This is a genomic window from Pseudomonas sp. Irchel 3E13, assembly GCF_900187455.1.
GTDB lineage: Bacteria > Pseudomonadota > Gammaproteobacteria > Pseudomonadales > Pseudomonadaceae > Aquipseudomonas.
On the sequence record NZ_FYDX01000010.1, the window covers coordinates 1 to 24,595 of the forward strand.

Genomic DNA, 24,595 nt, shown 5'->3' on the forward strand with positions numbered 1-24,595 from the left:
CCCGAACTCAGCAGTGAAACGATGCATCGCCGATGGTAGTGTGGAGCTTCTCCATGTGAGAGTAGGTCATCGTCAAGATTAAATTCCGAAACCCCTATCTGCGTATGCAGGTAGGGGTTTTGTCTTTATATGGCCGAAAAAACAGGTCAAATAAAAAGGGCTTGTCTCGTATCGAGGCAAGCCCTTTTCGTATGGCGCGAAGTAATCAGTCGCCGGTGTACTCACAGCCGCTGGTACAGGTCTCGTGGATACGAACCTTGCTCAGCTCCGGCAGCAGCGGTTTGACCTGTTCCCAGATCCATTTGGCGATCACTTCACTGGTCGGGTTTTCCAGGCCAGGAATGTCGTTGAGGTAGTTGTGATCCAGCTGCTCATAAAGCGGCTTGAAGATGGCTTTGATTTCGGAGAAGTCGCGAATCCAGCCGGTATGAGGATCCAGCGGGCCGGTGAGGTGCAGGGCGACCTTGAAGGAGTGGCCATGCAGACGACCGCATTTGTGACCGGCGGGGACGTTCGGCAGGCGGTGTGCCGATTCAAACGTAAACTCTTTGAAGATTTCCAAGGTATCTATAACTCTGAGAACCAATGCTGGAGCGCAGTTTACCAGCAAGGTCACTTCAGTGGTTGCAGATGGTCGCCCAACCTGCCGGTCTCCACCAGTTCGAGAAACGCGTCACCCAGCCGTTGGCTCTCGCTCATTGCTGTGTGCCAGTAACGCTGGCGACTGGACGCATCGCCCATGAAACGTTTGAAGTCGCTGCGGTCTGGCAGCTTGCCGTATGGCAGGCGCGCCAGGTATTGCGCTGATGGAGCGAGCAGCAGGACGTCTTGTAGTCGGTCAGCGTCGCCGCGTCGCCATGGCAATGCCTTGTCGAACCAGCCCGGGATCACCTTGTCGGTGAAGTGCGGGTACAGAACGATGTCTTCGCCGCTGTAGGGCAGGTCGAGGTGATAGTCGAGCAGGCCGCCGTCGCGATAGGTTCCTGGCCCTGCGCCCGGGATGTCCCGTACACCTTCCATGACCATCGGGATCGAGCCCGACGCCAGTAATGCATGGCGCAGGTTGCTGCTGGCCAGCGGCAGATAACGCGACGGGAAATCTATCAGCGGCTGCAACGGCGGCGCGCTGCGGGCGTCGTGCAGGATGATGCGTTCGAAGTGTCGCGCCAGCCGTGGTCGGCCGATCAGGTTGTCGGCGATCACCGAGGACAGGCCGATGCCCAGCCGCCCGCGATGGTCATCGGCAAGTAAGCCGTGGCTCTTCACCACAACGATATTGAGCCGGTAAAGCGGGTTATCGAGGATGCTGGCATCACGGCCCTCCAGCAGGTCGTCGAGCATGCGCTGGCAGCTCAGGCTGACTTCGCCTTGAGTCACGCCCTTGGCGAAGTCCTGGGCCGTATAGAGGTCGCCGAGTCGGCGGAGGGCCTGGGCCGGGTCGGGCAGACAGGCGCTGGCGAAGCGCCAGGAACCGATCGAGGCGCCAATCAGCGCGCGCTCGCGTGGCGCACTTGGCAGCCACTGACCGAACAACGCCAGATCCAGCCCCTGTATGCCCAGCGCCTTTGGCCCGCCAGCAGCGCCGGGCAGCACACCGACGTCAGCGGGCGCCAGGCCGCGTTGACGGATGCGGGCAAGGGCACGTTTACCGGCCTTCAGGGTCAGCGCGGGGTATTTGATCTGGATGGCGGTCATGCGGGTCTCTCTGTGTCGAGGGTGCGAGTATAGAGAATCGCTGCGACCTTGCGCGCCAAGACGGTGCGTCCAAGCGGCGCTATCATGTCGCCAGCTATTTTCAGGTTCAATTAAGTTCGACTGGGTAACATTTCCCACGTACCCAACCGAACCTCAATGGAGAAACACGATGAAGACCCTGACTGCCCTGTTCGCAACCGCTGCCCTGGCCCTGAGCGCCAACGTCGCGATGGCCAAGGATGTGCGCACCGACGAAGTGGTGAAACTGGTCCAGACCAAGCAGATCCAGTCGCTGGACGAACTCAACCAGAAAGCGCTCGCCAAGCACCCCGGCGCCACGATCAAAGACACCGAGCTGGAAGATGTCTACGGCCGTTACGTCTACAAGGTCGAACTGCGTGATGCGCAGAACGTCGAGTGGGATGTGGATCTGGACGCCAAGACCGGTGAAGTGCTCAAGGATGTCCAGGACCGCTGATGATCCGGCTTTCGCAAACGGCACGCTGGACACTGCTTGCGCTACTGGCCTGCTGCTCGCTGGCCATGGCCCGCGACCTTGACCAGGATGAAGCCCTGCAGTTGCGTCGAGAAGGGGTGATCCTCCCGCTCGAGCAACTGCTGCAATCGGCCCTGGGACGCTATCCTGGGGCGCGTTTGCTGGAGGCGGAGCTGGAAGAGGACGACGATGAATACGTCTACGAGGTCGAGTTGCTGACTGTCGAAGGCGTGGTGCGGGAAATCAAGTTGCATGCCGCCAGCGGTGTCCTGCTCAAAGATGAGGAAGATGATTGATGCGTTTGCTACTGGTCGAGGACAACGTCTCGCTGGCTGACGAACTGACCGACAGCCTGCAACGCCAAGGCTATGCGGTGGACTGGCTGGCCGATGGCCGTGACGCGGTGTATCAGGGCAGCAGTGAGCCCTATGACCTGATCGTGCTCGACCTCGGCCTGCCCGGCATCCCCGGTCTTGAAGTGCTGAAGCAATGGCGCGCCGGTGGCCTGGTGATACCGGTGCTGATCCTCACCGCGCGCGGCTCGTGGGCCGACCGCATCGAAGGGCTCAAGGCCGGCGCCGATGACTACCTGAGCAAGCCATTCCACCCCGAAGAGCTGCAATTGCGTATCCAGTCGTTGCTGCGCCGAGCGCGAGGCCTGGCCAATCAGCCGACCCTGGAAGCCTCCGGCCTGCATCTGGACGAAGGGCGCCAGTGTGTGACCCGTGAAGGCGAGGACGTGCAACTGACCGCCGCTGAATTTCGCCTGTTGCGCTACTTTATGCTGCACCCGCAGCAGATCCTTTCGAAAAGCCATTTGGCCGAACACCTGTACAACGGCGAGACCGAACGTGATTCCAATGTCCTCGAAGTTCACGTCAACCACTTGCGTCGCAAGCTGGGCCGCGGCGTGATCGAAACCCACCGGGGCCAGGGCTACCGCTTCGGTGGGGTGGCGTGAGGTCCATTCAGTCGCGCCTCAGCCTCGGCCTGGCCGGGGTGCTGATCGTCGTGGGCTTGGTCCTGGCCCAGGTCAGCCTCTGGCTGTTCGAGGTGGGCTTGCAGCGTTATCTCGAGGCCGGGCTGCGTAAGGAAAGCGAGAACCTGCTGGTCGCCCTGGTCCACGGTCACGACGGGGTCGAGCTGGATCAACAGCGGATTTCCGCCGCCTACAACCGGCAATTCTCCGGCTATTACTTCCGCATCGATTTCGACGGCAAGACCTGGCGCTCCCGCTCGCTGTGGGATATGGAGATGCCCAAACCGGAGACACCCGGGCTGCACGACGGCTTCGAACTCGGCCCGCGAGGCCAGCAGTTGCTGGTGTTGCGGGCTGACTACCGGCGTCAAGGTCAGGCGATGTCCATCAGCGTCGCCCAGGATTACACCCCGATGCGCGACAGCTTCCGGCGTCTGCAGCAGATCGGCCTCGGCCTCGGCTTGTTGGCCCTGGTGCTGGTGCTGGTGTTGCAGCGTGTCATCGTCAAGCGCTCGCTGAATCCGCTTGAGCGTGCCCGCGAGCAGATCGCGCAGTTGCAGCAGGGCAAGCGTTCGCAACTGGACACCGAGGTGCCAAGCGAACTCGAGCCGCTAGTGGCGCAGGTCAACCACCTGCTGGCCCATACCGAAGACAGCCTGCGCCGTTCCCGCAACGCGCTGGGCAATCTCGGGCACGCCTTGAAGACGCCGCTCGCCGTGTTGCTCAGCCTCGCTGCCAGTGAGCGTCTGCGGGAAGTGCCGGGGTTGTGCGCGCAGATGCGCGAGCAACTGGAGCAGATCCAGCAGCGTTTGAGCCGCGAACTGAACCGCGCCCGGCTGGCCGGTGATGCGTTGCCGGGCGCGCATTTCGATTGCGATGCGGAACTGCCCGGCCTGCTGTCCACGCTGGGAATGATCCATGGCGACGGGCTGTCGATCCGGCAGGATGTGCCAGCCGGCCTGTCGTTGCCGTGGGACCGTGAAGACCTGCTGGAGCTGCTCGGCAACCTGCTGGACAACGCCTGCAAATGGGCGGACAGCGAAGTCTGCCTGAGCATCAGCCAGACGCCGGATCACTACCGGCTGTGTATCGATGACGACGGCCCGGGTATTCCCGAGGACGCTCGGCAGGGCGTGCTGGAGCGCGGTGCGCGGCTGGATGAGCAGATCGATGGCCACGGCCTCGGCCTGGGCATCGTGCGCGACATCGTCGAAGCCTGGCATGGCCGGATGGACCTGGAGGGGAGTGCGCTTGGCGGGTTGCGGGTGCGTATCGAGCTGCCGCGCCGGGCCGGGCGCTGAGGCCCTGCCGGCGCGGCATACAGATCAAACCTGGAAGTGGTCCATCAGGCTTTGCTGCTGGTTGGCCAGGCTGTTCAGTGACTGGCTGACCCGGGCCGATTCATCGGCCTGATGAGACAGCGACTCGGTGACGTCACGGATGGTCGCGACGTTGCTGCTGATCTCCTCGGCCACCGCGCTCTGTTCTTCAGCGGCACTGGCGATCTGCAGGTTCATGTCGGTGATGACCGTCACCGCTTCGCCAATCTGCCGAAGCGCGCTCACCGCCTGACCGACCTGCTCGACACTTCCCTGGGCCTGGCGATGGCTGCTGTCCATCGCACCGACCACTTCGCGGGTACCGGCCTGCAACTGCTCGATCACATGGCGGGTTTCTTCCACCGATTCCTGAGTGCGCTGCGCGAGGTTGCGGACCTCGTCGGCGACCACCGCGAAGCCGCGCCCGGCCTCGCCGGCGCGGGCCGCCTCGATGGCGGCGTTGAGCGCGAGGAGGTTGGTCTGTTCGGCGATCGAGCGGATCACTTCCAGTACCGAACCGATCTTCTCGCTGTTTTCCGCCAGGCCTTCGACCTGATTCATCGCGGTACTCATGTTGGCGGCCAGGGCGTCGATGCTGCTGGTGGTCTGGTTGATCACCGCCAGGCCCTGGCGGGTGGCCTGATCGACGTCGCGGGCGGCTTGCGCGGCCTGCGCGGCGCTGCGGGCCACGTCATGGGCGGTGGCGCTCATTTCGTGGGAGGCGGTGGCCACCTGATCGACCTGGCGGTATTGCTGTTCCATGCCAGCGCTGGTCTGGCTGGCGATTGCCGAAGATTGGTCGGCGGTGCTGCGCGCGGCGTGCACCGAGCGTTTCACTTCAGCGATGGTCGGTTGCAGCTTGTCCAGGAAGCGGTTGAACCAGCCGGCGAGTTCGCCCAGTTCGTCTTGCTTGTTGTAGGCCAGGCGGCTGGCCAGGTCGCCGTCGCCGCTGGCGATTTCGCGCAGGCGGTGGGCGACGTGGAGAATCGGCCGGGTCACGCCACGGGCCATCAGCCAGATCAACAGCAGGCCGACCACCGCGGCCAGCACGCCAAGCGCCAGTTCGATCAGCGTGCCGTTGGTGTTGCGCTGGTCGAGTTCCTGCTTGAGGGTTTCGGCGGGGCCGATCAGTGCGCTTTCCGGCACGTCCAGCAGCACGCCCCAGGGCTTGGCGCCCGGGGTTGGGGCGAAGGAGGCGAGGATTTTCAAGCGGCCGTCGTTCTGAATGCTGTGCAGCACCGTGCCGTCGGCCATCAGGCGTACCAGTTCGGCGCCGTTGCGGCTGTCGATCTGTTCGTAGCGCTGGGCCAGTTTGCTGGCGTCCGGGCTGTAGCCGGCCAGCAGGCCCGCGGGGCTGAGGATGCCGATCTGGGTCTGGCCGCCGTAGAGGTTGGCGCTGGCCTGTTTGCTCATGGCTTGCAGGCTGTTCAGGTTGATGTCGATGGAGAGGGTGGCGATCACCTTCTCGGCGACGATCAGCGGGAACACGATGCTGGTCATCAGCACCTGCTGGCCGTCGATTTCGTAGAAATACGGTTCGGTCACGCAGGTCTTGCGGGTGGTGCGCGGGCACACCGACCAGGTGTTGGCCGGCTCGCCGCTCGGGCCGATGGTGGTGTCGGCCATGTCACGCTCGGGCAGCGCCATGGAGGTCAGCTTGCCCGGGGTCGGTTGCGACCAGTACAGGGCGAAGCGGCCAGTTTCGTTGCCGCCGATGGCCTCCTGGCCGGCGAACAGTTCATCTTTGCCATCCAGCGCGTTGGGCTCGAACACCAGCGACAGGCCGAGCAGGTCGGGGTTGGCCTGCAGCGCCGAGCGCACCTGGCGGGTCATGTCTTCGCGCAGGTCGAAGGCGTCGAGGAAGCGCTTTTCCGCCTGTTCGCGCAGGAACAGCACCTGGCGCGAGAAGCCGGCGCCATATTGATAGGCGTCCATGAACTGGCGGCGGATGTTCAGTGCCTGGACTTCGCCCTGGGACTCGATACGGCCCTGGGCCGCCTCGGTGAGCATGTGCATGCTGCTGGCCTTGACCAGCTCCGTTGTGTGTTCCATGCGGTACAACGAAAGACCCACCAGCAGTGTGACGATGCCCGCGAGGCACAATCCGGCCAGCGAGGTGATCTTCCATTGAATGGAAAGTTGTCTGAACAACATCGGCGAAATCCTTTGGACCAAAAGAGATAGACACTGCCGACTGTAACGGCAATGTGTGAACTTTCTTTATTCAAACGTTCAATTGAAATGCGCCGTTTTCGTTCATTCAGGCGACCCTCGCACCAGGATGAGGCGCCGCGCTTTGACATCCGGGGGGGCCTCCGTCAGAGTGTGCGCCTTCCAAAAACATACCGTCATTCGGCCAGTGCCTGAGGGCAAAACTGTCGCCGACGTACCCGCTTTTTGTCCGTTTCAAGAGGTTCACAGAATGAATGCAGTCATTGCCGCGGTCGGCATCATGCTGATACTGAGTCTGTCCCGCGTGCATGTGGTCATTGCCCTGATCGTCGGCGCGCTGGTCGGCGGCCTGGTGGGCGGGCTGGGTATCGAGGCCACGCTCAAGGCCTTCAACGGTGGCCTTGGCGGCGGCGCTACCGTGGCGCTGTCCTACGCCTTGCTCGGCGCTTTCGCCGTGGCTATCGCCAAATCCGGCCTGGCCCACGCCCTGGCCGATCGCGCCCTGGCAATGTTCCACGGACAGAGCGAAGGCAATGGCGCGCGGGTGAAGTGGCTACTGGTCGGCCTGATGCTGGTGGTGGCGATTTCCTCGCAGAACGTTCTGCCAATCCACATCGCCTTTATTCCGTTGCTGGTGCCGCCGCTGCTCTATGTGCTGACGCGCCTGCAGATCGATCGCCGGCTGGTGGCCTGTGTCATCACCTTCGGCCTGATCACGCCGTACATGTTCCTGCCGGTGGGCTTCGGCAATATCTTCCTCAACGAAATCCTGCTGGCCAATGTGGCCCGCAGCGGCGTGGACGTCAGTGGCGTCAATGTCACCCATGCCATGGCGATTCCGGCGGCGGGCATGCTCGCTGGCCTGCTGATCGCAGTGTTTTTCAGCTACCGCAAGAAGCGCGTCTACGACCTGGAAAAGATCGAGCAGGTGGAGCAGGTGGCGGTCAGCTACAACCCGCTGACCCTGCTGGTAGCCGGCTGCGCCATCGCCGCGGCGTTCATCATTCAGTTGTGGCTGGACTCGATGATCATCGGCGCCATGGCTGGCTTCCTGATTTTCTCGGCCTCCGGCATCGTGCGCTGGAAGGACACCGACGACCTGTTCACCGAAGGCATGAAGATGATGGCGATGATCGGCTTCATCATGATTGCCGCGTCCGGTTTCGCCGAGGTGATGAAGGCGACCGGCGAGGTGAAGACGCTGGTGGAGGCGTCCGCGGCGTGGATCGATCACAGCAAGGGCGTCGGCGCTTTATTGATGTTGCTGGTGGGCCTGCTGGTGACCATGGGCATCGGTTCGTCGTTCTCCACAGTGCCGATTCTCGCGGCGATCTTCGTGCCGCTGTGCGTGCAACTGGGCTTCGACCCGATCGCCACCGTGTGCATCGTCGGCACCGCTGGCGCCTTGGGTGATGCCGGCTCGCCCGCGTCCGACTCGACCCTCGGCCCGACCTCGGGGCTGAACGTCGACGGCCAGCACCATCACATCTGGGACACGGTGGTACCGACCTTCATCCATTACAACCTGCCATTGCTGGCGGCGGGATGGGTGGCGGCGATGGTCTTGTAAGCAGGAAGTGGAACAGGGCGGGGCGCGAGGCTCAGCCCTTTTTCGGCGGCGGGGAGATGCGGTTGAGGACGGTGTTGCCGTCCTTGTCCTGGGTCAGGTAGACCGGCAGTACCTTGGGCAGGCTGCGGACCAGACGGTTGACGTCGTTGGTGTTGTAGATGCCGCTGATGCGCACGTTGCCGGTGCTGGCATCGGCCAGGCGCAGCGGGCTTTCCAGGTAGCGGTTGATCAGCGGCAGGGCCTGGTCGAGGGTGAGGTTGTCGATCACCAGCTTGCCGCTGCGCCACGACAGGCTGGAGTCGTTGGCGTAGGTCTGGTTCAGGCTCGGTTCGAGATCGCCGGTGGTATAGCTGGCCTGCATGCCCGGGCCGAGGCGGTAGCCGCTGCCGGGCTTGAAGCTCTCGCTACTGACCAGCACCGAACCTTCCACCAGTGTCACCTTGACCTGGTCACGGTATTTCCAGACGTTGAACTGGGTGCCGGTCACCTGCGTCTGGCCGTTGCCGGCGCGGACGATGAACGGGTGGCCGGTGTCGTGATGGACCTTGAAGAACGCCTCGCCCTTGACCAGGGTCACCCGGCGCTCGTCCTTGTAATGGGTGTAGCGCAGCGAGGTGCCGAGGTTCAGCTCGACTTCACTGCCGTCGCCCAGGGTGACGGTCCTGCGGGCGTCGGTGGTTTTTTCCGACTGGTAGTCGTTGGGCAACCAGCCTTGTTCCCAGCCGATCCAGGCGCCGACCGGCAGCGCCAGCAGGGTGATCACTGCTGCCGACGCGTAGTGACGCATGCGCTGGGGCTGTGGTCTGGGCTTGATCGGCAGGTGCAGAATCTGTGCGGGGGTGGCTCGCGGCAGGTGATCGGCAGTGACCCAGATCTCCTGCATGGCTTCGTATTCCTGCAGGTGAAGCGGGTTGGCGGCCAGCCATTGTTCGAATTCGGCGAGTTCTTGCGCGGTGCAGTCCTCAGCGTGCAAGCGCATGCACCAATGCGCGGCGGCATCGGTGATGGCATTCAATTCGGCGTCGCTGGGGCTGACCTGATTCATTGATACTCCCGGTTTTGCGCAATTCTAACCCCGCCGGGTAGGCGGGGAGAACCGAGATCATGGCGAATCACTATCAGTTGTGAGATTTATTCGCAGGAAATCACCTACAAAAACGATTTTCTCCGCACAAACCGACCAACGGTCGCAAGGCTACGGCAAGCCGCCACTTGCCGTAGTGCGTGCAGTTCAGAACTGTTCGGCGGCCAGTTGGAGCAGGCTGTCGCTACCCGCCTGAATGCTCGCCTGCAACGACAGAACCCGTGGCAGCAAACGCTCGAAGTAGAACGTCGCCGTGGCCAGCTTGGCGCCATAGAAGTCCGGCTCGTCGGCGTGATGCGCGCGGGCGGTAGCGGCCATGCGCGACCACATGTAGGCGTAGGCGACGTAACCGAACAAATGCAGGTACTCCATCGACGCCGCACCCACGGCATTGGCATCCTGGCTGGCCTGTTCGCGCACCCACTGGCTGGTGCTTTCCAGCCGCTCCAGGGCGCCCAGCACCTGCGCGGCGAACGGCGGTTCGCTTTCGCAGAAGGTACGGATTTCTGCCGCCAGCAACGCCAGCGACTGGCCGCCGTCGGCCACCACCTTGCGCCCCAGCAGGTCCAGCGCCTGGATGCCGTTGGTGCCTTCGTAGATCTGCGCGATACGCACATCCCGCACCAGTTGCTCCTGGCCCCATTCGCGGATGTAGCCGTGGCCGCCGAAGACCTGCTGGCCGAGCACGCAGCTCTCAAGACCGGTGTCGGTGAAGAACGCCTTGGCCACTGGCGTCAGCAGTGCGACGAGGCGTTGCGCCGCCTCGCGCTCGGCGGCGTCTTCGGTGTACTTGGCGGTGTCCAGTTGCTGGCCGACGTACGTGGCGAAGGCGCGGCCACCTTCGGTCAGGGCGCGCATGCTCAGCAGCATGCGCCGCACGTCGGGGTGGACGATGATCGGGTCGGCGATCTTGTCCTTCGCCTGCGGGCCGGTGGCGGCGCGGCTTTGCAGGCGATCGCGGGCATAGCGCGCGGCATTCTGGTACGAGGCCTCGGCGCAGCCGATGCCCTGGATGCCGATGGACAGACGCTCGTAATTCATCATGGTGAACATCGCCGCCAGGCCACGGTTCGGCTCGCCGACCAGGTAGCCGACGGCGCCGTCGAAGTTCATCACGCAGGTGGCCGATGCCTTGATGCCCATCTTGTGCTCGACCGAGCCGCAACTGACCGCGTTGTCCACGCCCAGGCTGCCGTCGTCGGCGACGATGCGCTTGGGCACCAGGAACAATGAGATGCCCTTCGGTCCGGCGGGGGCATCCGGCAGCTTGGCCAGCACCAGGTGGATGATGTTGTCGGTGAGGTCCTGGTCGCCGCCGGTGATGAAGATCTTGGTGCCGCTGATGGCGTAGCTGCCGTCGATCAGCGGCTCCGCCTTGCTGCGGATGATCCCCAGGTCGGTGCCGGCGTGGGGTTCGGTCAGGCACATGGTGCCGGCCCACTCGCCGCTGTACAGCCGCGGCAGGTACAGGGCGCGCAGGTTGTCGCTGGCATGAGCGTCGATCGCCAGGCAGCAGCCGGCGCTCAGCGCCGAATAGAGGCTGAAGCTGCAGTTGGCGGCGTAGAGCATTTCTTCGAACTGCACCGCGAGCATCTTCGGCATGCCCATGCCGCCGTGCTCCGGGTTGCCGGCGAGGCCGACCCAGCCGCCTTCGCGGTAGGTCTGCCAGGCCTGCTTGAAACCTTCGGGCGTGGTGACCTGGCCCGCCTCGAAGCCGACCCCCTGTTCGTCGCCGCTGCGGTTGAGCGGGGCGATCAGTTGGCCGGTGATTTTCGCCGCCTCTTCAAGGATCGCGTCGGCGGTCTCGCCATCGACACTGGCCGCCAGCGCGGGCAGCCGTGCCCATTGGGCCGGGCCCTGGAACACCTCGTGGAGGACGAAGCGCATGTCGCGCAGCGGGGCATTGAATTCAGGCATCGTGGTTCTCGTTGGAATGAGTAAGAGGGATCAGAGCGCCTTGGCCCAGTCGCGCAACAGGTACTTCTGGATCTTGCCGGTGGAGGTCTTCGGCAGCTCGCGGAACACCACCGTCTTGGGCAGCTTGAAACCGGCCAGGTGTTCGCGGCAGAAGGCGATGATCTCGGCCTCGCGGGTGTCTTCGCAGCCGGCCTTGAGGGTGATGTAGGCGCACGGCGTCTCGCCCCATTTTTCGTCCGGCCGCGCTACTACCGCGGCTTCCAGCACCGCGGGATGACGGTAGAGGACGTCTTCGACTTCGATGGTGGAGATGTTCTCGCCGCCGGAAATGATGATGTCCTTGAGCCGGTCCTTGATCTCGACGTAGCCGTCCGGGTGGCAGACGGCGAGGTCGCCGGTGTGGAACCAGCCGCCGCGGAAGGCTTCGGCGGTGGCTTCGGGGTTCTTCAGGTAGCCCTTCATCACCGTGTTGCCGCGCATGAAGATCTCGCCCAGGGTGTTGCCGTCGCGGGCCACCGGTTCGAGGGTTTGCGGATCGGCGACCATCAGGCCTTCGAGGGTGGCGTAGCGCACGCCCTGGCGTGACTTGATCCGCGCCCGTTCCTGCAGCGGCTTTTCATCCCATTCGGCATGCCAGGCGCAGACGGTCACCGGGCCATACACCTCGGTCAGGCCATAGACGTGGGTGACCTTGATACCCATTTCTTCCACGGCGCCAATCACCTTGGCCGGCGGCGCGGCGCCGGCGACCATGGCGTTGACCGGATGATCGATCGCCGCCTTGGCCGAATCAGGCATGTTGATCAGCGCATTGAGAACGATCGGCGCGCCGCACAGGTGAGTGACCTGGTGTTCGCGGATCAGCGTAAGAATCTTCTGCGGATCGACCCGACGCAGGAACACATGCGTGCCGGCCAGCGCGGTGACGGTCCACGGGTAGCACCAGCCATTGCAGTGGAACATCGGCAGGGTCCACAGGTAGACCGGATGGTTGCCCATCGCCCAGGTCATCTGGTTGCCCAGCGAGTTGAGGTAGGCGCCGCGGTGGTGATAGACCACGCCCTTGGGGTTGCCGGTGGTGCCGGAGGTGTAGTTCAGCGAGATCGCCTGCCACTCGTCCTCGGGCCAGTGCCAGGCGAACGCCGGGTCGCCCTCGGCGAGAAACGCCTCGTAGTCCAGTTCGCTGACGGCGCTGCCTTCGCCGTATTCCGGGTCATCGACATCGATCACCAACGGCGGATGAGCCATGAGTTTCAGCGCGGCGCTGATGACCTTGTGGAATTCGCGGTCGGTGATCAGCACCTTGGCTTCGCCGTGTTCGAGCATGAAGGCGATGGCCTCGGCGTCGAGGCGAACGTTGAGGGCGTTGAGCACCGCGCCGATCATCGGCACGCCGAAGTGCGCTTCGAGCATGGCCGGGATGTTCGGCAGCATGACCGCCACCGTATCGCCCTGACCGATGCCGCGGCCCGCCAGGGCACTGGCCAGGCGCCGGCTGCGCTGGTAGGTTTCCTGCCAGTTGCGGCGGATCGAACCGTGGATCACGGCGGGGTACTGGCCGTAGACCGCGGCGGTGCGTTCGATGAAGCTCAGGGGGGTGAGGGCGACGTGGTTGACGGGGGCGGGCTGCAGGCCCTGAGAGAAGATCGACATGGAAAGCATGGTCCTGTGCAGGAGGCAGCCGCGTCGGGACGCATGCTGAAACCTCCGATGGCTGATTGTTAGCTCTGATCAGGTTTCATGGAGCAGATTCACGGGGACTGCTCCGGTGGTGCATTTTTACGCTGTTCGCCATGTTACCTGGAAGATAGACTATAGCAATATGGTACAAATACTATAAAAATCCCGGAGCAGACGCTTTGATCGCCATCCCCTCGGCCTTGCTCGACAAGGACCCGCAGCCCAGTTTGCTGCTCGATGCCGGTGCCACCCTGCGCGCGGCCAACCCCGCCATGCTCGAACAGCTCAACGGCTGGCCACCGCAGAGCCTGGCCGTGTTGCTGCCGGCTAATCATGCCGCGCTGGTCAGTGCCTGCCTCAGTCAGCAGCGGGCGATCAGCGATGTCGAGAGCCAGGCCGGCGAGCGCATTCTCCTCTGGACCTTTATCCCCGCCAGCGACGATCTGGTTATTGTCCGGTGCCGCGACGCCACCGTCGAACGCCGTGCCGAACGCGAGGCCAGCCAGGCCCGCCGCCTGTACCGGCTGATCACCGAGAACACCACTGACCTGATTTCCCGGCACACGCCCGACGGCTGCTTTCTCGATGCGTCGCCGGCGTCTTATCGCCTGCTCGGCTACTGGCCGGAAGAGTTGCGGGGGGTCGCGGTGCAGTCGCTGTTCCATCCCCAGGACCGCCAGCAATTCCTGCAACAGGCGGCGCAAGCGCTGGAGAAAGACGGCTACCAGACCATGACCTGCCGGGTACGCCACCGCGATGGCCGCGACCTGTGGTTCGAGATCGCCAGCCGGGCGATCCGCGAAACCTACACCGGCGCGGTGGTGGAAATCGTCAGCGTCTCGCGGGACATCAGCGTGCGCATCGAGGCGCAGGAAAACCGCAGGCGGCTGGCTGAAGTTGTCGAGGCCAACACCGACCTGGTGCTGTTCACCGACCCGGACGGGCGCCTGACCTACCTCAATCGTTCCGCGCGCCGCGCCCTCGGCTTGATGGACGTGGACGCGGTGCCGCCGCTGCGCCAACTGCTCGATGAAGACGCCCAGCAGCGCCTGGATGACGAAGGCTGGCTGTGCGCCGAGCGCGACGGTGTCTGGCAGTGCGAGGCGCGGCTGGCGCCATACGACGGTGGCGCGGCGTTTCCGGTGTCGCTGGTGTTGCTGGCGCACAGCGCCGCCGGTGGCGAGCGCTATTACTCGCTGGTCGCCCGCGACATGACCGAGCGCGAGCTGCGCGAAACCCAGCAACGTCGCCACCAGGACGAACTGGCCCACACCGCGCGGCTGGTGACCCTCGGCGAACTGGCCTCCGGTATCGCCCACGAGATCAACCAGCCGCTGGCGTCGGTGCTCAACTACGCCGCCGCCAGCCAGCGCTACCTGCATGCGTTGGACCGTGATCCACAGGCGGCGGGCCGGGTTGCCCAGGGTTTGCAGCGCATCAGCGAACAGGCAACCCACGCCGCCGAAGTGATCAAGCGCCTGCGCGCCTTCCTGCGCAAGGAGCCGCGGCGCCTGCAGGCGCTGTCGGTCGCCCAGGTGGCGCGCGAGGCGGTGCGCCTGTGTGCCTGGGAAGCCAATCACGCGCAGGTGACGATCGAGCAGCGAATGACGGACAATCTGCCGCCGGTCTACGCCGACCGGGTGCTGCTGGAGCAGGTGCTGCTCAATCTGCTGCGCAACGCCATCGACGCCAACCGCGAGAAACAGCCGGGCCAGCCGTCGCGGATCGTGCTCAGCGGTAAGCAGGAGGGCGGTTGGCTGCTGATCGAGGTGATCGACCAGGGCCCGGGCGTGGCGCAGGACCGACTGGACGGGATCTTCACCCCGTTCACCACCAGCAAGCCCGAAGGGCTGGGCCTCGGCCTGAGCATGAGCCGCAGCATCGTCGAAGGCTTTGGCGGCACCTTGCAGGCCGGCCCGAGCGACGGCGGCGGATTGATTTTGAGCTGTCGGCTGGCGCCGGCGGCAAGTGTTTGAACAAGGGGATTTTCATGCAGGATCCGAAGGTCTATGTGGTCGACGACGACCAGGGCATGCTCGACTCCACGGTCTGGCTGCTCGAATCCGTCGGCCTCAAGGCGCTGCCCTTCACCAGTGGCCAGGCGTTTCTCGATGCCTGCGAGGGCGACTTGCCGGCCTGCGTGCTGCTCGATGTGCGCATGCCCGGCATGGGCGGGTTGAGTGTTCAGGAAGCGCTGCGCGCGCGTGGCGTTGACCTGCCGGTGATCTTCGTCAGTGGCCACGCCGACGTGCCCATCGTGGTGCGGGCATTCAAGGCCGGCGCCTGCGATTTCATCGAAAAGCCCTACAACGACCAGTTGCTGCTGGACAGCGTCCAGGAAGCCTTGGGCCGGTCATCGAAAGTCCAGGTGGGAAGCCGCCAGCGTGACACGGTGCAGGCGCGGATCGACAGCCTCACCCCGCGCGAGCGGGACGTGTTCCTGCCGCTGGTGCAGGGCTACACCAACCGCGAGATTGCCGAGCAACTCGAGGTCAGCGTGAAAACCGTGGATTTGTACCGGTCGCGGGTGATGAAGCGAATGCAGGCCGAGCATCTGCCCGATCTGGTGGGGATGGCGATTGCCTGTTCGCTGGTGGATCCGTTGCAGTTGCGGTGAGACATCAGGGCCTCATCGCGGTTTTGCCGCGATAAGGCCCGAATAGTCAGAAACGATCTTCAGCTCAAGGCCGGCGACCCAGCAGCAACCCCACCACCAGCCCGAAGCCCGCCGAAATCGCCACGGTCTGCCACGGATGGCCGCCAATGTAGGTCTCGGTGGCGTCCACCACCGGCTTGACCTGGTCGCGCACGCTGCCTACCGCGTTACTTGCCTGCTTGAGTTTGAGCTGCAATTGCGCGCGCAGGGTCTCGGCTTCTTCGCCGACCAGCGCAGCGCTCTCGTTGAGCAGCTTTTCCGACTCTTCGATCAGTGCCTGCAAGTCACTGAACGCTTGATCCTTGATTTGCTCGCTTTCGCTGTGCAGGGTGCTTTTCCTCGCCATGAATACTTCCTCGGGTAAGTGATGGACCTACTGAATGGAGTGTCCGTCTGTACGGAAAGTTGCAGTGGTTTGCCGGGCGTCGGCGGCTACAGTGTAAGATAGCGGCCATTTTCACGCGGCAGGAATTACCCCCATGAGTTTCAATCTGGCCAACAAGAGCTTCGCCGAGCGGGCGGAGATCGAGGATGAGAAAGCGCGGCTGTTCGAGCTGTGGCAGACCAACCTGGCCAAGGCCAAGGGCGAAGCGGCCCGCATGATTGGCGAGAAGCCGCGGCGCAAGGGCAAGTGGGCCGAGTGGGTGCGCGCGGAGCTGGACAGCATGACGCCGCCGGAATTCGCCAACATGGTGCGCAGCGAGATCAACAAGCTGATGGCCGCGGCCAGCGCCGGGAAGTCCTGATCCAGGCCACATGCCTCAGGCTATTCAGCACTCTTGAGACCGGGCGCGCCCTGCGATCGTGTGAGGAGGTGTTGTGTTTGGCACCAAGGGGGTGAGTGAAAGTGGGAAGAAGCGGGGCAAAGCGGAACTTGTCGAAATGGGATGTTCCCAATATGATCCCGGTAAATCCCATTAAGGAATGCCCGAATGCCCCCAAGAGGAATAGTCGAGTCGTTGAGTGACCAGATTAAGCTGGAGGTGGATCAGAAACTCAGGGCTACAGCCTATGGGGAACTGATATCGCTGGCCAACTGGTTATCAGCAGCCCATGGAGTAAAGATCTCGAAATCCGCCCTGGGCCGCTATTCGCAGGATCTTAAGGCTAAAGACAGAGCTTCGGTTCTGGTTGCTCGGGATATGAGAGACAGCCTCACCGATAGGCAAGCAATCGACCTCCTTGTCGAGCTTGGCACCCTGAGAATCAGGGAGCATCGTATACTCAAGAGGCTGGAGCAGATTGGCTATATTGATTTGGGATGTCCCGATACCGAGGCGTCAGTTGAGGTGCCCATTTAGTGCCAAATCGCTCGCGAAAGCGTTTCAGATCAGAAAAGCAAAAAGAGCCCGCATTTAGCGGGCTCTTTGGCATCTGGCGGTTAGATCATCCAGCCGCCAGCCCATACGACCCGGCCAATGATATGTAAGGTGTTCAACCGGTCTGGTGGAACGATCATTGGGTCATACGCGGGGTTAGCGCTGATGATCTTGACGCCCCCGTCGAAGAGGCGCTGTAGGCGCTTGGCGTATAGCAGGTCGTCCAGACGAATCACGTAAAACGCTTCGCCCTGGAGCACGTTTCGGCTCAAGTCGACCATCACCGTATCCCCGTCACCGAGGATCGGTTCGTTAGAGTCTCCATCCACTCGTACCGCCGCCAGCATTTCTGGTACCAGCCCCTTCTTACGCAGGCTGTACCGCGTAAAGGCTAGCTTCGTTAGCACTCTCGCTCCCTCAGTCCATGCGCCGTGCCCTTGGCTGATGCAGGCGTCATAGAGAGGTATGTATGCGTAGACCTCGTCTTCGGCAGGTGCGTCGGCTGCTACCTGCCGGGCCTGGCCCGTAACAAGCCACTCGATGTCAGCCTCTACGGCGTGCGCAATAGACAAAAGACGCGAAACCTTAGGTTCGCTCTCGCCGTTCAGGTAAGACTCCAGCGTGCTCCTGGGTATGCCTGTTCTGCGGGACAGCTCTTCGCCGCTCCCCGCTATGCCGGCACACGTCCTGATGCGCTCTCCCAATGCCTTGGCGAATGCCTGGGTATCTGTCTCGGACATTTCGTTTTCCAGTGGTGGGAAAGCGAAATGCCGTTTGTCGGGCAATCCGAAATTTCGCTTTCCGAAAAACTGTTGAAGGATCAGGGGTTTGCGTCGTTTTCTGGTAAGGCAATGCCAAAAACCGTAAACGAATCTTCTGTTTTTTGTTGTATGGCTTTCCGAAAACGGCTAGCTTATTCACAAGGGAACGTTAGAACCCCCAAAAAAACCACCTTTTTCAGTGGCCACGGAAACAGAAAATGAAACCAGCTAACGGAATTCCGAAGGACCCGGCTATGCGGTGGGAGTGGATCAAGTTCCAGCTCCGCGCTCACGGCACCTCTTTGTCTGCACTCGCGAGACAACTGGGCGTCGAACGCAACGCCCTTCACAACGTGAAGCGCGGTCCTTATCCAAGGATGGAGGCGGCAATCGCCAAAGCCATCGGCCTCAAGCCGGAACAGATTTGGCCTGACCGTTGGAACAGCGATGGCAACCCAAGCCGCCAACGAAGCCCGCGTAACTAGACGCCTTCGGAAAACGGCTAGAAGTCTAACGCTTATTACCAAGAACACATAACAGGTTCGGATAGATGAACAATCAACTTGGCTGGTTTACCGCCCGCGAACTTGCGGGATTGCCAGGCATGCCCGGCACCGAAAGAGCCATCCAGATCAGAGCTAAGGCTGACTGGCAAGGCCGGAAGCGGGCAGGATCCAAGGCGACCGAGTATTGCCTCGTCGATTTGCCGCCGGAGACTCAGGCTGCAATCTTGTCAAAGTCTGTCGCTGAATCGGACGGCGACTCTCAGTCGCTGGCTATAAGTGGCCCGTGCCAAGACGAGAAATGTACCGGCCCGTCCTCGCGCCTGAATGAAAAACAGCGCTCGGTCATGCTCGCTCGATTGGCGTTCTGTCGTGAAGTCGAACGCCTGATGGGGGTTGTTTCGCAGAATGCGGCAATAGACACACTGGTTAAGCATGCCCAGGACGGTCAGCTATCTCCCTATCTCCAACAGCGGGTAGAGCTTGCAAACGACCGTAAAACCGAAGGACGTGGTTTATCGGAACGCACCCTCAAGCGCTGGCTTTCAACTTGGCGCTCAGCTAACCGAAACGAACTGGCTCTAGCCCCATTGCGTCAGCGGGCAAACTTAGATGTTCCCGATTGGGCTGGATCGTTCTTGCGCTGTTACCAGCGGCCCACGAAGCCAAGTGTTGCTGCCAGCTATGCTGAGTTCTCGACCAAGTGGCAGGGAGATTTACCGAGTATTCATGCAGTCCAGCGCTTTCTGAAGAAGCTGTCGCCTGAAGCATTGAACGTAGGACGTATGAGTTCACAAGAGCTAAAGGCGCTTAAACCGTTTCGCCGTCGCTCCACAAAGAACTTGTACCCGGGTGACGTATATACCGCAGATGGTCACAAGTTTGATGCAGAGGTTATCAACCCTCTTACTGGCAAACCTTACCGCCCTGAGATAACTACTGTTCTTGATGTTGCAACACGACGGGTGGTTGGGGTTTCAGTAGGCGAAGCCGAGTCGGCTATCGGTGTTCTAGATGCCCTGCGTGATGCAATTCGTGAGTGTATGTTTTCGATTTTCTACGTCGATAACGGGTCGGGTTTCGCCAACGACACAGTTCGCGAGGTTGTAGATCGGTTGGGGGGAACGATGACCCACTCATTGCCATATAACAGCCAAGCTCGCGGACTATCGGAGCGGGGACACCAGACTATATGGGTGCGTGCTGCCAAAAAGCTCACTTCCTATATCGGCGCCGACATGGACAAGCATGCGGGCACAAAAGTGCATCGTATCGGTCGCAGGCAGTTGCGTCAGACCGGTAAGTCTCAACTTATTCCTGAATTCGGTTTGTTCATGGCTGGCGTAGAGCAGGAAATCGCCGACTACAACAACACACCGCATCGAGGGTTAACGAAGGTTCGCGACACAGAAAGTGGTCTCCTTCGACATATGACGCCTAACGAGGCATGGCAAGCAGCTATTGCCGAGGGTTGGGAGCCAATGTGCGCTTCAACTGCGCTGGTGGATTCGCTCATACGTCCGCAAGTCACCAGAACTACTAGGCGTGGTGAGATTGCATGGGCAGGTAATACCTATTTTATGGCGGATCTAACGGCCTTTCATGGCCAAGAAATACGTATTGCATACGACGTTAGAGATGCTAGTCAGGTCTGGGCTTATACGTCGGATGGTGAGTTGGTCGGCGCGGCCAAGCTCGATGGAAATAGCACCGACTACATGCCTCAAACGATGCTGGAAATGGCGCGTGACAAGAGGCAACAAGGGCAATTCAAGCGGGCAGTGGACAAGCTGGAAACTCTCACCGGCCACCAGGTTGAAATGATCGCGCCTACTACGGCGCCATCAGCGAACTTGCAACCTAGCGAACTTGCCGCCGCCTTGGAATATGCAGAGAACATGCAGGCCCGGCAGGATGTATTTGATATTCCGGGAAATGACGTTGCTCGGTACGAGCTATGGAAAGAGTTGGATCAGCGCCAAGCGGCTGGAGAAACGTTAAGCGCCGATCAATCGCGCTGGTGGAAAGTCTACGCGACCCATCCGGATTTGATTTTCCAGCGTGAGCTGATGGAAGGATTTGAAAAGCACGCGGGCTGATTGCCAGCCCGCATTTGTAGCAGTCGGCGTGTTGGCGCACGCCGTTTACAGGAGTAAACACAGTGAGTGTAACCAAAGTCGTCGCCCTTACCAACGTTGGCCTACTCGGCGGAGCTATGCAACGTGCGCAGGCTCGTCCAGTCGGGCTTCCCGGACTGGTCGTAATGTACGGTCCGAGTGGCCTCGGAAAAAGTGTCGCAGCGTCATACGCAGCGAATCTGCACCGGGCCTATTACGTGGAATGCCGGGACACATGGTCTAAGAAAGCGTTTCTGCTGGCCGTTCTGAAAGACATGGCCATTATCCCTGGGCGAACGCTCAGTGACATGCTCGATCAAATCGCGGAGCAACTGTCGCGCTCAATGCGTCCGCTGATCGTCGACGATGTCCAGTACATGTTGGACAAGTCCATCGCTAACGTCTTGACGGATCTTTACAACGCGAGTCAAGGAACCATTGTTCTTATCGGCGAAGAGCGAGTGCCAGGTTCCTTGGTCAAGCTGGAGCGCTTGCATAACCGAGTATTGGAGTGGGTTCCCGCGCAACCGGCTACGTTGTCGGATCTGCGAAAGCTCGCCGAAGCTAACTATCCGCATTTGAATATTACGGACGACCTGTTGGAGGACTTGGCGCAGGCGACTCGCGGCTGTTTGCGCCGTGCTGCTGTGAATCTGCATCGTGTTCAAAGTGAGGCAACAGCGAACATGATGGACCGAATCGACCTCGCAACCTGGGGTAAGCGTGGCTGGTTTACCGGTGAGGCTCCAAGCCGGAGGGCTTACTAATGTCGGGTCGTAAACATCATTTGGTTGTGCAGGGGAAAAAAGACCCACGGCAGCGTATCTGGGAGTCAATCCGGGTACTCGCACCGGGATTCTCAATTAACGATATTGCCAGGCGCACCGGTCAGCGGCCCTACGACATCAGCGTCTATCTCAAAGCCCTGACCACGGCTGGGATTATTGAGCTGATTGAGGCACCTGGCGGAAAGGCCAGTCGAGTGTTTGCTCTTCTCCGCGATGAGGGTGCGGACCACCCGCGAGTGAACAGCAAGGGGCAGCGCACATACGAGCATCTGGCTACTGAAAACATCTGGCGGACCCTGCGGATTTTGGGTGGGGATCTGACTGTACCGGATGTGGTGCTCACTGCATCGGTGGGTAACGTTGCCCTGACACCCATCAAGGTGCGCCAGTACCTGACTGCCCTTACTGAAGCCGGTTACTTGGAGAAGAAAGAGGGAGGTGGCCAAGTCGCCGATACCTACCGTTTGCTTAGCGAAAAAAATACCGGTCCGCGCCCTCCGGAGATTCGCCAACTTGAGTCCCTTCAGGTGTACGACCCGAACTTGAGCAAACTGGTCCACGTAAAAACGACCGGTTCTATCGATGCCGACCGGAGTTTGGTGGAGCCTGGGATTGCGCTGATCCGCAGCCGCGACCTTCTGGCTGAGTGGCTGGATGTTGCTGCAAGGAAAGCGAAGCTCCCCGCCGATCTGGTTGAGCGGACGCGCCTTGAGCTGGCTGAGCCGGGAGAGTCTGGAGGTCTGCAATGACCCGAGTGGATATCTCTGCGTGGGGCGCTGAGCCGCCCTTGTTCGTCCGCCTGCTCGCCGCTGAGGCGGTGGCGACAGACCGAACCCGTGCCAGCAAGCGCATCGGTATGAGCCGCACGACGGTCAGTCTGATCCTTGCGAACAAGTACTCAAGCCCGAGCACCGCCAGCGTTGAGCGCCGCGTGATGGAGGTGCTGGGCCGTATCGAGTGCGTGGCCGTTGGGGAAACCCTGACGGTCGAGCAGTGCCAAGGCTTCTATCAGCGCTCGGCACCTACCCACAATCCTATGGCAATGCAGCACTGGCGGGCATGTCAGCAATGCCCGCTTAACCCCAACTGTGGAGGCAATGGAAATGCAGCAGTTCACTAAGCCAGCAATTCAGATCCATGTAAGGGGCTCGGCGATGATCCAGCTCCACTTCGCTGGCCAGTGCGTTGGGTTCGCGATGACGTACCGCTCTGCGGGCCATCAGGCTGCTCAACTGGAAAGCCTTCTTTTCGCGATTCGGAATCGCGAGCGCATTTGGGCATCCGATACGACTACGGGCGTTTCGTTCGGTTCCGTGATGCCGGAAATGTCTGTAGGCAGTGTGGCGGGCGTCACAAAACAAAAGTGGGTCGTGGAGACCGACGACAGCACCCCCCTGCGTACATTTCCATCGCAAGAGGCTGCCGAATGGTATCGCGGCGCCATTCAGGCTTATGACCGGCTCTTGCCCCCAGGTGGCGAGCACGGGGAATGGTCCGCCGCTCAGATCGACTGGTTCCGCAACCATCCCGCGCCGATTGCATCGGCCTGCGGTGGTCGGCTCCATGTCCGCCAAGTAGGGGTTCACTGATGCGTACCCGTTGCCCGAACTGCGGGACCACTCTTTCGCTCGATGCGCTGATCGCTCACGACGGCGCCCGTGAGGCGCTGGGGATCGCTTTCAAAATGTCGGGCCCGCTCGGTAATGCGCTGGTGCGTTACCTCGGGCTGTTCCGGCCTGAGACCCGCGAGCTGACGATGGACCGCGTTGCAAAGCTGCTCGGTGAACTGCTGCCCGATGTCCAGGCCCAGCGCATCAAGCGCGACCGCCAGGTCTATGAGGCCCCGCCCGAGTGCTGGTTGTGGGCTATCGAGCAGACCCTTACGGCCCGTGAAAACGGGAAGTTGGTCACGCCGCTGAAGGGGCATGGCTGGCTGTACCAGGTCATGACGCAATACCAGCCTGGCGCGAGCAGTAGCGCGCTGGCTTTGGCACCAGAAGGACGCAGCGTGTCGGTATCGCCACGGAAGGAAAGCCAGACCGTATCAGCCATGAGCGCGCTGGAGGCAAGGATTCGTGGTTGAGAAGTGGCTAGAGCGCGAACTCGCTAGCGGCCTGATGGGCTTGGTCGCGTTGCGCCTGGACGGCGCTCCAGCGGCTGACGCGATCACCATGACGCTCGACGTCTGGCTTGTCGCACTAAGCAAGGGCAGCAAGCGAGAGGAACACGTTGATACACCTCGCATCCGCAAGGGGTTCCAAACGCTGTTCTCGACCTGTGAGCGCTGGCCGGCACCGGCTGCGTTGATCCGCGCAATGCCAGTGCTTGAACAGCCACTACAGATCACGAAGCAAAAAAGAACCGACGCGCAGGTTCAGACAGGGAACGCCGCACTAGATCAGCTCATGGCGACGATGAAGCGCCGAGCGAATCCAGATGCAGCGCTGAAATCGGACGAGCAAATCGAAGACTCAAGAAAGCAGGCCATGAAGGCAGTTGCGCAGGTGCAAGGCCAGGCCACCCAACAAACAAACATGGAACAGAGTTGATGAACAATATCCCACAAGGTTTTCGCCAGGACGCAAAAGGGCACCTGGTGCCGGAGGATCTGATTAAGCCGATTGATCTGGCTCGCGACGAGCTGGTCAACGAGCTGGTTGGTCGTGCAAAAGCTGTATCCGCTGCGCTCGCGGGCTTCAAGGTCGCCGCGTTCGGTGACATCAAGGCTTTCGTCGACATGTCGGCTGAGCAGTACAAGGCCACCATCGGCGGCAAGAAAGGGAACGTGACCCTCCTGTCGTTTGATGGCCAGTACAAAATCATCCACGCCGTACAGGACTCAATCAAATTCGACGAACGCCTGCAAGCCGCTCGCGCCCTGATCGACGAGTGCGCAGCGGAGTGGACCCAGGACGCCCGCAGTGAAGTGCGCGTGCTGGTGAATGAGGCATTCCGTACTGACAAGGCCGGCGAAATCAGCACCGGTCGTGTCCTCGGGCTGCGCCGCCTGGAGATCCAGGACGAGCGCTGGCAACGCGCAATGCAAGCCATTGGTGATGCGGTTCAAGTGGTGGGCTCCAAGAGCTACATCCGTGTGTACGAACGCATTGGTACATCAGATCAGTACGCTCCGATTCCTCTGGATATCGCGAGCATCTTCGTCGCCGACAAGGCGCCGTCGACCCTGCACTGATCCTCCTGACACCACCAATTCCCGAATCGAGAGAAGTACCAATGGCCAAGTTCCAAATCACCGTAGACGACAACGGCGACACCGTTTCCATCAGCATCGATAACCAGAGCGAGCTGCACAGCAGCCCGGCTGGGCGTGTGGTTGACGCCATGATGAATGGTGCGCGCCTGCTCGGACGTATCCCCGTCCCGATCAATGCCGCAATGCCTGGCTGCGACTGCGACATCTGCAAGGCGACCCGCGAGCTGTATCAGACCAAGCCAACCATCCACTAAGCGAAACCGCCTCGGGAAACCGGGGCGGTCTGCCCGCCATGGTGGCCGGGTACTGACGAGCAGCCGAGGAT

Annotated in this window: 27 protein-coding genes, 1 other RNA gene and 1 pseudogene; 20 read left to right on the forward strand and 9 right to left on the reverse strand. The window is 61.6% G+C overall.

Annotated features, from left to right (window positions below; translation table 11 throughout):
* Positions 1–205: 205 nt before the first annotated feature.
* Together queD and CKW37_RS18335 are read right to left on the reverse strand one after the other, a co-directional pair.
* The gene (gene queD / locus CKW37_RS18330; RefSeq protein ID WP_095157136.1) at positions 206–562 is read right to left on the reverse strand and encodes a 6-carboxytetrahydropterin synthase QueD; all 357 of its coding nucleotides are present in this window, start codon (positions 560–562) and stop codon (positions 206–208) included.
* Between the two features lie 50 nt (positions 563–612).
* Complete coding sequence (locus CKW37_RS18335; RefSeq protein ID WP_095157137.1) at positions 613–1,695, reverse strand: hypothetical protein; 1,083 nt, start codon at positions 1,693–1,695, stop codon at positions 613–615.
* A gap of 169 nt (positions 1,696–1,864) precedes the next feature.
* Here CKW37_RS18335 and CKW37_RS18340 point away from each other — a divergent pair, with 169 nt between their 5' ends.
* Genes CKW37_RS18340 through CKW37_RS18355 form a run of 4 tightly spaced genes read left to right on the forward strand, consistent with a single transcriptional unit; the run spans position 1,865 to position 4,471 of the window.
* Entirely contained in the window at positions 1,865–2,173 is a 309-nt protein-coding gene (locus CKW37_RS18340) for a PepSY domain-containing protein (RefSeq protein WP_095157138.1), read from the forward strand.
* Positions 2,173–2,487 (forward strand): PepSY domain-containing protein, encoded by a 315-nt coding sequence (locus CKW37_RS18345; protein WP_095157139.1) that lies wholly within the window; start codon positions 2,173–2,175, stop codon positions 2,485–2,487. Before CKW37_RS18340 ends, CKW37_RS18345 begins: the two co-directional genes overlap by 1 nt.
* Entirely contained in the window at positions 2,487–3,152 is a 666-nt protein-coding gene (locus CKW37_RS18350; RefSeq protein ID WP_095157140.1) for a response regulator transcription factor, read from the forward strand. Before CKW37_RS18345 ends, CKW37_RS18350 begins: the two co-directional genes overlap by 1 nt.
* Positions 3,149–4,471, forward strand: coding sequence for a sensor histidine kinase (locus CKW37_RS18355; RefSeq protein ID WP_095157141.1), 1,323 nt, complete (start codon positions 3,149–3,151; stop codon positions 4,469–4,471). The genes CKW37_RS18350 and CKW37_RS18355 overlap by 4 nt, the downstream gene beginning before the upstream one ends.
* Before the next feature lie 24 nt (positions 4,472–4,495).
* Here the strand turns inward: CKW37_RS18355 and CKW37_RS33690 are convergent, their stop codons facing one another.
* Both CKW37_RS33690 and CKW37_RS33695 read right to left on the reverse strand, forming a co-directional pair.
* Complete coding sequence (locus tag CKW37_RS33690; protein ID WP_371864307.1) at positions 4,496–5,251, reverse strand: methyl-accepting chemotaxis protein; 756 nt, start codon at positions 5,249–5,251, stop codon at positions 4,496–4,498.
* Positions 5,252–5,353: 102 nt separating this feature from the next.
* A pseudogene (locus tag CKW37_RS33695) lies at positions 5,354–6,643 on the reverse strand (HAMP domain-containing protein); the annotation flags it as partial.
* Positions 6,644–6,911: 268 nt separating this feature from the next.
* Here CKW37_RS33695 and CKW37_RS18365 point away from each other — a divergent pair.
* Positions 6,912–8,231, forward strand: a complete 1,320-nt coding sequence (locus tag CKW37_RS18365; protein WP_095157143.1) for a Na+/H+ antiporter family protein — start codon at positions 6,912–6,914, stop codon at positions 8,229–8,231.
* A 31-nt stretch (positions 8,232–8,262) separates the two neighbouring features.
* On the opposite strand, the gene CKW37_RS18370 is transcribed toward CKW37_RS18365, so the two are convergent.
* The 3 genes from CKW37_RS18370 to CKW37_RS18380 all read right to left on the reverse strand — a co-directional run bounded on the left by CKW37_RS18370 (position 8,263) and on the right by CKW37_RS18380 (position 12,885).
* Positions 8,263–9,276 (reverse strand): FecR family protein, encoded by a 1,014-nt coding sequence (locus CKW37_RS18370; protein WP_095157144.1) that lies wholly within the window; start codon positions 9,274–9,276, stop codon positions 8,263–8,265.
* Positions 9,277–9,462: 186 nt separating this feature from the next.
* Positions 9,463–11,232 (reverse strand): acyl-CoA dehydrogenase C-terminal domain-containing protein, encoded by a 1,770-nt coding sequence (locus CKW37_RS18375; protein WP_095157145.1) that lies wholly within the window; start codon positions 11,230–11,232, stop codon positions 9,463–9,465.
* A gap of 30 nt (positions 11,233–11,262) precedes the next feature.
* The gene (locus CKW37_RS18380; protein ID WP_095157146.1) at positions 11,263–12,885 is read right to left on the reverse strand and encodes an acyl-CoA synthetase; all 1,623 of its coding nucleotides are present in this window, start codon (positions 12,883–12,885) and stop codon (positions 11,263–11,265) included.
* Between the two features lie 206 nt (positions 12,886–13,091).
* On the opposite strand from CKW37_RS18380, the gene CKW37_RS18385 reads away from it, so the two are divergent.
* Positions 13,092–14,888, forward strand: a complete 1,797-nt coding sequence (locus CKW37_RS18385) for a PAS domain S-box protein (RefSeq protein ID WP_095157147.1) — start codon at positions 13,092–13,094, stop codon at positions 14,886–14,888.
* A 14-nt stretch (positions 14,889–14,902) separates the two neighbouring features.
* The gene (locus CKW37_RS18390; protein ID WP_095157148.1) at positions 14,903–15,529 is read left to right on the forward strand and encodes a response regulator transcription factor; all 627 of its coding nucleotides are present in this window, start codon (positions 14,903–14,905) and stop codon (positions 15,527–15,529) included.
* Between the two features lie 64 nt (positions 15,530–15,593).
* Here the strand turns inward: CKW37_RS18390 and CKW37_RS18395 are convergent, their stop codons facing one another.
* Positions 15,594–15,914: a YqjD family protein gene (locus tag CKW37_RS18395; protein WP_095157149.1), complete on the reverse strand. Its 321-nt coding sequence runs from the start codon at positions 15,912–15,914 to the stop codon at positions 15,594–15,596.
* A gap of 133 nt (positions 15,915–16,047) precedes the next feature.
* Between CKW37_RS18395 and CKW37_RS18400 the strand changes: the two genes are divergently transcribed.
* Together CKW37_RS18400 and CKW37_RS18405 are read left to right on the forward strand one after the other, a co-directional pair.
* Complete coding sequence (locus CKW37_RS18400; protein ID WP_095157150.1) at positions 16,048–16,314, forward strand: hypothetical protein; 267 nt, start codon at positions 16,048–16,050, stop codon at positions 16,312–16,314.
* 186 nt (positions 16,315–16,500) lie between these two features.
* Positions 16,501–16,869 carry a phage protein Gp27 family protein gene (locus CKW37_RS18405; RefSeq protein WP_095157151.1) on the forward strand — a complete coding sequence of 123 codons (369 nt, stop codon included), beginning with the start codon at positions 16,501–16,503 and terminating at the stop codon, positions 16,867–16,869.
* Between the two features lie 80 nt (positions 16,870–16,949).
* Here CKW37_RS18405 and CKW37_RS18410 read toward each other — a convergent pair whose 3' ends face one another.
* Entirely contained in the window at positions 16,950–17,627 is a 678-nt protein-coding gene (locus tag CKW37_RS18410; RefSeq protein ID WP_095157152.1) for a helix-turn-helix transcriptional regulator, read from the reverse strand.
* 275 nt (positions 17,628–17,902) lie between these two features.
* On the opposite strand from CKW37_RS18410, the gene CKW37_RS33700 reads away from it, so the two are divergent.
* From CKW37_RS33700 to CKW37_RS18465, 11 genes are all read left to right on the forward strand, one after another.
* Positions 17,903–18,133, forward strand: a complete 231-nt coding sequence (locus tag CKW37_RS33700) for a transcriptional regulator (protein ID WP_371864308.1) — start codon at positions 17,903–17,905, stop codon at positions 18,131–18,133.
* A gap of 65 nt (positions 18,134–18,198) precedes the next feature.
* Positions 18,199–20,250: a Mu transposase C-terminal domain-containing protein gene (locus CKW37_RS18420; protein ID WP_095157154.1), complete on the forward strand. Its 2,052-nt coding sequence runs from the start codon at positions 18,199–18,201 to the stop codon at positions 20,248–20,250.
* Between the two features lie 62 nt (positions 20,251–20,312).
* On the forward strand, positions 20,313–21,035 hold the full coding sequence (locus tag CKW37_RS18425; protein ID WP_095157155.1) for an AAA family ATPase: 723 nt from the start codon (positions 20,313–20,315) through the stop codon (positions 21,033–21,035).
* On the forward strand, positions 21,035–21,805 hold the full coding sequence (locus CKW37_RS18430) for a hypothetical protein (protein WP_095157156.1): 771 nt from the start codon (positions 21,035–21,037) through the stop codon (positions 21,803–21,805). Before CKW37_RS18425 ends, CKW37_RS18430 begins: the two co-directional genes overlap by 1 nt.
* Complete coding sequence (locus tag CKW37_RS18435; protein ID WP_095157157.1) at positions 21,802–22,176, forward strand: hypothetical protein; 375 nt, start codon at positions 21,802–21,804, stop codon at positions 22,174–22,176. The genes CKW37_RS18430 and CKW37_RS18435 overlap by 4 nt, the downstream gene beginning before the upstream one ends.
* The gene (locus CKW37_RS18440; RefSeq protein WP_095157158.1) at positions 22,160–22,645 is read left to right on the forward strand and encodes a hypothetical protein; all 486 of its coding nucleotides are present in this window, start codon (positions 22,160–22,162) and stop codon (positions 22,643–22,645) included. Before CKW37_RS18435 ends, CKW37_RS18440 begins: the two co-directional genes overlap by 17 nt.
* The gene (locus CKW37_RS18445) at positions 22,645–23,139 is read left to right on the forward strand and encodes a hypothetical protein (RefSeq protein ID WP_095157159.1); all 495 of its coding nucleotides are present in this window, start codon (positions 22,645–22,647) and stop codon (positions 23,137–23,139) included. The genes CKW37_RS18440 and CKW37_RS18445 overlap by 1 nt, the downstream gene beginning before the upstream one ends.
* Complete coding sequence (locus CKW37_RS18450) at positions 23,132–23,605, forward strand: hypothetical protein (RefSeq protein WP_095157160.1); 474 nt, start codon at positions 23,132–23,134, stop codon at positions 23,603–23,605. Before CKW37_RS18445 ends, CKW37_RS18450 begins: the two co-directional genes overlap by 8 nt.
* The gene (locus CKW37_RS18455; protein WP_095157161.1) at positions 23,605–24,249 is read left to right on the forward strand and encodes a DUF3164 family protein; all 645 of its coding nucleotides are present in this window, start codon (positions 23,605–23,607) and stop codon (positions 24,247–24,249) included. The genes CKW37_RS18450 and CKW37_RS18455 overlap by 1 nt, the downstream gene beginning before the upstream one ends.
* A gap of 41 nt (positions 24,250–24,290) precedes the next feature.
* Complete coding sequence (locus CKW37_RS18460) at positions 24,291–24,524, forward strand: hypothetical protein (RefSeq protein ID WP_095157162.1); 234 nt, start codon at positions 24,291–24,293, stop codon at positions 24,522–24,524.
* Positions 24,523–24,593, forward strand: an RNA gene (locus CKW37_RS18465) — hammerhead ribozyme type II. The genes CKW37_RS18460 and CKW37_RS18465 overlap by 2 nt, the downstream gene beginning before the upstream one ends.
* Positions 24,594–24,595 lie beyond the last annotated feature (2 nt).